Below are 4,333 nucleotides of genomic sequence, written 5' to 3' on the forward strand. Positions count from 1 at the left end.
CTTCAAGGGGCTGGAGGAAGCCGGCATCGAAAAGCGGGACATGCAGACATCGCAATTCTCGGTCTATCCCGTCTATGAGCAGGCGAAGGATGACGGCCGCCCCCACACGCCCGTGATTGGCGGCTACCGTGTGCAGAACCAGCTCACCGTGAAGGTGCGCGATCTCGACAAGGCAGGCGCAATCCTCGACCGCGTGGTGACGCTCGGCTCGAACCAGCTTTCCGGCATCCGCTTCGAAATTGACAACCCGAAGCCGCTTATGAATGAGGCACGCAAGGCCGCCGTGAAGGATGCGCTGGAGCGCGCGAAGCTCTATGCGGGCGCGGCTGGCGTGTCGGTTGGCGAAATCCTCTCCATCTCGGAGAACGGCTACTCCATGCCCCGTCCCTATTACGCGAAGGACATGATGGTGATGCGCGCCGAAGCGTCCGCCGTGCCGATGGCGGCAGGCGAGCAGACCGTCTCCGCGAATGTGACGCTCGTCATACGGATCAACTGACCAGCCAGACGAACTCGGCCGAAAAGGATCTGGGGCGGCGCATCGCATGGCGCCGCCCTTTCTCTTTGCCCGTGAATAAGATAAAAATATTGACATGAGACTTTTGTCTCATTATCTGGTCACTCAGCTACGCCCCTGATCGGGCGCCCCGAACCAGTTTTGAGGAGAAATCCCATGCCCCTGACGCCAGCCGAAATGGACAGGAAGATCGACGAGCATTTCGCCTTCGAGGCACGTGACGATGTCGACGGCGTGCTTTCAACGCTCACGCCCGATGTGGTGCATGACGTGGTCGGCTGGCCCACTGGCCCCGCGCATGGCCGCGATGCAGCCCGCCCCTTCTACGAGACGCTATTCGCCGATCTCGCCAATGGCGAAGTGACGTCGCTGCGGCGATATCACGGAGAGAATTTCCTGGTCGATGAATCGCTCTGGCGCGGAACGGCGCCGGGCCGCCCCTTCGGTATCGAGGGTCGCGGACGGCCGCTCGAATTCCGCCTGCTTCACATTATCGAATTCAGGGAAAGCGGGGATATCTCGCGCGAAAATGTCTGGGTCGATCTCGCCGCCGTGATCGCGCAACTGCCGCAGACGGAAGAGGCGAGCGCATGAGCGGCGCAAGCGCACGCGCCAATCAGAAGCGGCGCACGAGGAAGGATCTGCTGCAGGCGGCAGCGCGCCTGCTGAAGGAAGGGCGGAACCCAACCCTTGAGGAAGTTGCGGAAGAAGCGCTCGTCTCTCGCGCAACGGCCTATCGCTATTTCCCGAATGTCGAGGCACTTCTGATCGAGGCACCGCTCGACCTCGCGCTGCCGGACGAGACGGCGATATTCGCCGGCGCGCCGGAGAAAGACCCCGTGGCGCGGATGGAGCGCGTGGACGCCGCCTTCCACGATATGATCCTCGAAAACGAGATGGCACTCCGCCTCATGCTTGCAAAAAGCATGGAACGCCGCGTGGCCGAAGATGACACCGCGCTCCCCGCCCGCCAGAACCGCCGTACCCCGATGATCGAGGCGGCCCTCGCGCCCTCAAAAGCCGAGTTCAGCCGCGCCGCGCTCGACAAGCTTCAAAAGGCGCTGGCGCTGATCGTCGGCACGGAAGCCATGATCGTCTTCAAGGACGTACTGCAACTGGATGAGAAAGAAGCCCGCGAAGTGAAACGCTGGGCCATCCGTGCACTGATCGAAGCGGCGCGGAGATGAACGATGCAGGCGAGCGGAATGCGGCCCCTCCTCAGATTCCCGGGAGGGGCCGGCAATGACGAGTCAGGTTAGTTATCGAGGAAGCTCCGCAGCTTCCGGCTCCGGCTCGGATGCTTCAGCTTGCGCAGCGCCTTCGCCTCAATCTGGCGAATACGTTCGCGCGTGACCGAGAACTGCTGACCAACTTCTTCCAGCGTGTGATCCGTATTCATGCCAATGCCGAAGCGCATGCGCAGCACGCGTTCTTCGCGCGGCGTAAGCGAGGCGAGAACACGCGTCGTCGTTTCGCGCAGATTCGACTGGATTGCCGCATCAATCGGCAAGATCGCATTCTTGTCCTCGATGAAGTCGCCGAGATGGCTGTCTTCCTCGTCACCAATCGGCGTTTCGAGAGAGATCGGCTCCTTCGCGATCTTTAGAACCTTGCGCACCTTTTCGAGCGGCATGGCGAGCTTTTCGGCAAGCTCTTCCGGTGTCGGCTCCCGGCCGATTTCATGCAGCATCTGGCGCGAGGTGCGAACGAGCTTGTTGATCGTCTCGATCATATGCACCGGAATACGGATGGTGCGTGCCTGATCGGCAATCGAACGCGTGATCGCCTGACGGATCCACCATGTTGCATAGGTGGAGAATTTGTAGCCGCGGCGATACTCGAACTTATCCACCGCCTTCATCAGGCCGATATTGCCTTCCTGAATGAGATCGAGGAATTGCAGGCCGCGATTGGTGTATTTCTTCGCGATGGAAATAACGAGACGCAGGTTCGCCTCCACCATTTCCTTCTTTGCGATGCGCGCCTCGCGCTCACCCTTCTGCACCGTGGCAACGATGCGGCGATATTCGGAAATATCGAGGCCGGTTTCGGAAGCAAGCGTCTGGATTTCCTGACGCAGTTCCTTCACCTGATCGCGCTCATCCTTGCAGAACTCCGTCCAGCCCTTGCCCTTCAGGCGGCTGACGCGGCGCAGCCAGTTCGGATCAAGTTCATTGCCGAAATACTGCTTGAGGAACTCTTCGCGCGGCACGCCATGGCTTTCAGCCAGCCGCAGCAAGCGGCCTTCCAAACCCATGAGGCGCTTGTTGATCGCATAAAGCTGCTCGACAAGGCTCTCGATACGGTTGTTGTTGAGCGACAGGCTCTTCACTTCCTCGATGAGATCGGAAGTGAGCTTCTGATATTTCTTCTCTTGCGCGGCCGGCATCTCCTCGCCCTTGAGAGCGAGTTCAACCTTAAGGTCCTGCAGCTTGCGGAGCTTCTTGTAATCGGCGGCGATCTTATCGAAGGTTTCGAGAACCTTCGGCTTCAGTTCCGCCTCCATCGCGGCGAGCGACATGTTGTTTTCGTCGTCGCCATCCTCATCGACCTCTTCTTCCTCCGGCTCGATGCGCGGCGGTGCCTCGCCTGCAAGGGCGGCCTGGCTGTGGTCGATCTTCTTGGCGTCGGGGCCGGCATAGGTCGCGTCGAGGTCGATGATGTCGCGAAGGAGAATCTTTCCTTCGTTCAGCTCGTCGCGCCAGATGATGATGGCCTGAAAGGTGAGCGGGCTCTCGCAAAGCCCGGCAATCATTGTCTCGCGGCCAGCCTCGATGCGCTTGGCAATGGCGATTTCGCCTTCGCGTGACAGAAGCTCAACCGAGCCCATCTCGCGAAGATACATGCGGACGGGGTCGTCGGTGCGATCAAGCGCGGTAGAGGTGGTTGTCGTGGTGGCGACGGCCTTGCCGGTCGTCTCTTCCTCGTCATCATCCTCGCCGCCTTCAGCGCCATCCGCCGCGTCATCGGCTTCGTCATTCTCGACGACGTTGATGCCCATTTCGGAGAGCATCGACAACGTGTCCTCGATCTGCTCGGACGAGAACTCCTCGGAGGGCAGAACCTTGTTCAACTCGTCATAGGTGACAAAGCCGCGCGCCTTGGCGGCCTTGATCATCTTTTTGACAGCCGCATCCGACATATCGAGGAGCGGGCTGTCCTGCGACACTTCGGTGGCCGCTTCCGGAGCTTCCTGTTCCGCCGTCTTGCTCGCCATTCACACTTTCTCCGACATATCGCGGGCATTCCGGCGCTCATTAAGAGCCAAAGCCGGTAGCCCCGTTTCTCTCTTCAGATAGGTCACTCGAGAAAAAGGACCAGAGGATGCGGGTATCATGCCGCAGGACGTTGCAAATGCCGTAAAAGGCAGCACAGGCATCCCGTTCAAACCGGATGACCCGCTACCCGCCTCACTTTGCGCTTGCTGCCCTTGGTTTCGGCCCGTCCCCTGAGCGGGCCTGAACCCGCCTTATCGAAACCGCTCTGCCCTTTAATCCCGCTTCTGGCCGATCCCCGTAAAAGTTCGATCCTGCTTCTGCCTTAAAGCCCGTCCACCGCTTCCGCGCGCTCAAGCTGCGCATGAATGGCCTGAAGCCGGGCAAAATTCTCTTCCGTCATCTCTTCCGCGAGCGCTCGCTCGGCGGCCTTCAACTCTGCCTGCAGCCCGATTGCCCGCTGATGTCGCGAAAGCGCGTGGAGGAACCCGGCTTCCGCTTCGTCAGCCGGCGCCTCTGGCGATACAAAGCGCAGGCTCATGAAGGCTGAATTGGCCTCCCGCCGTCGCGCTATATCCGCCAAATCCCTGCTCACCAAGTG

The 4,333-nt window shown here is 60.3% G+C and carries 4 protein-coding genes and 1 pseudogene; 3 read left to right on the forward strand and 2 right to left on the reverse strand.

Annotated features, from left to right (window positions below):
• The 3 genes from WBF74_RS10665 to WBF74_RS10675 form a co-directional block, all read left to right on the forward strand.
• Nucleotides 1–499 (forward strand): SIMPL domain-containing protein (locus WBF74_RS10665; RefSeq protein ID WP_424439340.1); only part of this gene is annotated, 499 nt, incomplete at its 5' end.
• Between the two features lie 174 nt (nucleotides 500–673).
• On the forward strand, nucleotides 674–1,111 hold the full coding sequence (locus WBF74_RS10670) for a nuclear transport factor 2 family protein (protein ID WP_424439343.1): 438 nt from the start codon (nucleotides 674–676) through the stop codon (nucleotides 1,109–1,111).
• Nucleotides 1,108–1,704, forward strand: coding sequence for a TetR/AcrR family transcriptional regulator (locus tag WBF74_RS10675; RefSeq protein WP_424439346.1), 597 nt, complete (start codon nucleotides 1,108–1,110; stop codon nucleotides 1,702–1,704). Before WBF74_RS10670 ends, WBF74_RS10675 begins: the two co-directional genes overlap by 4 nt.
• 68 nt (nucleotides 1,705–1,772) lie before the next feature.
• Here the strand turns inward: WBF74_RS10675 and rpoD are convergent, their stop codons facing one another.
• Both rpoD and WBF74_RS10685 read right to left on the reverse strand, forming a co-directional pair.
• Complete coding sequence (gene rpoD, locus WBF74_RS10680) at nucleotides 1,773–3,734, reverse strand: RNA polymerase sigma factor RpoD (RefSeq protein ID WP_424439349.1); 1,962 nt, start codon at nucleotides 3,732–3,734, stop codon at nucleotides 1,773–1,775.
• 323 nt (nucleotides 3,735–4,057) lie between these two features.
• Nucleotides 4,058–4,333, reverse strand: a pseudogene (locus tag WBF74_RS10685) (hypothetical protein); the annotation flags it as partial.

The organism is Parvibaculum sp., assembly GCF_049672805.1.
GTDB lineage: Bacteria > Pseudomonadota > Alphaproteobacteria > Parvibaculales > Parvibaculaceae > Parvibaculum.

Bases quoted from the DNA above. Each gene is read 5' to 3' on its own strand.
- WBF74_RS10675 (WP_424439346.1), top strand. From the start codon at position 1,108: ATGAGCGGCGCAAGCGCACGCGCCAATCAGAAGCGGCGCACGAGGAAG.
- rpoD (WP_424439349.1), bottom strand. From the start codon at position 3,734: ATGGCGAGCAAGACGGCGGAACAGGAAGCTCCGGAAGCGGCCACCGAA.
- WBF74_RS10670 (WP_424439343.1), top strand. From the start codon at position 674: ATGCCCCTGACGCCAGCCGAAATGGACAGGAAGATCGACGAGCATTTC.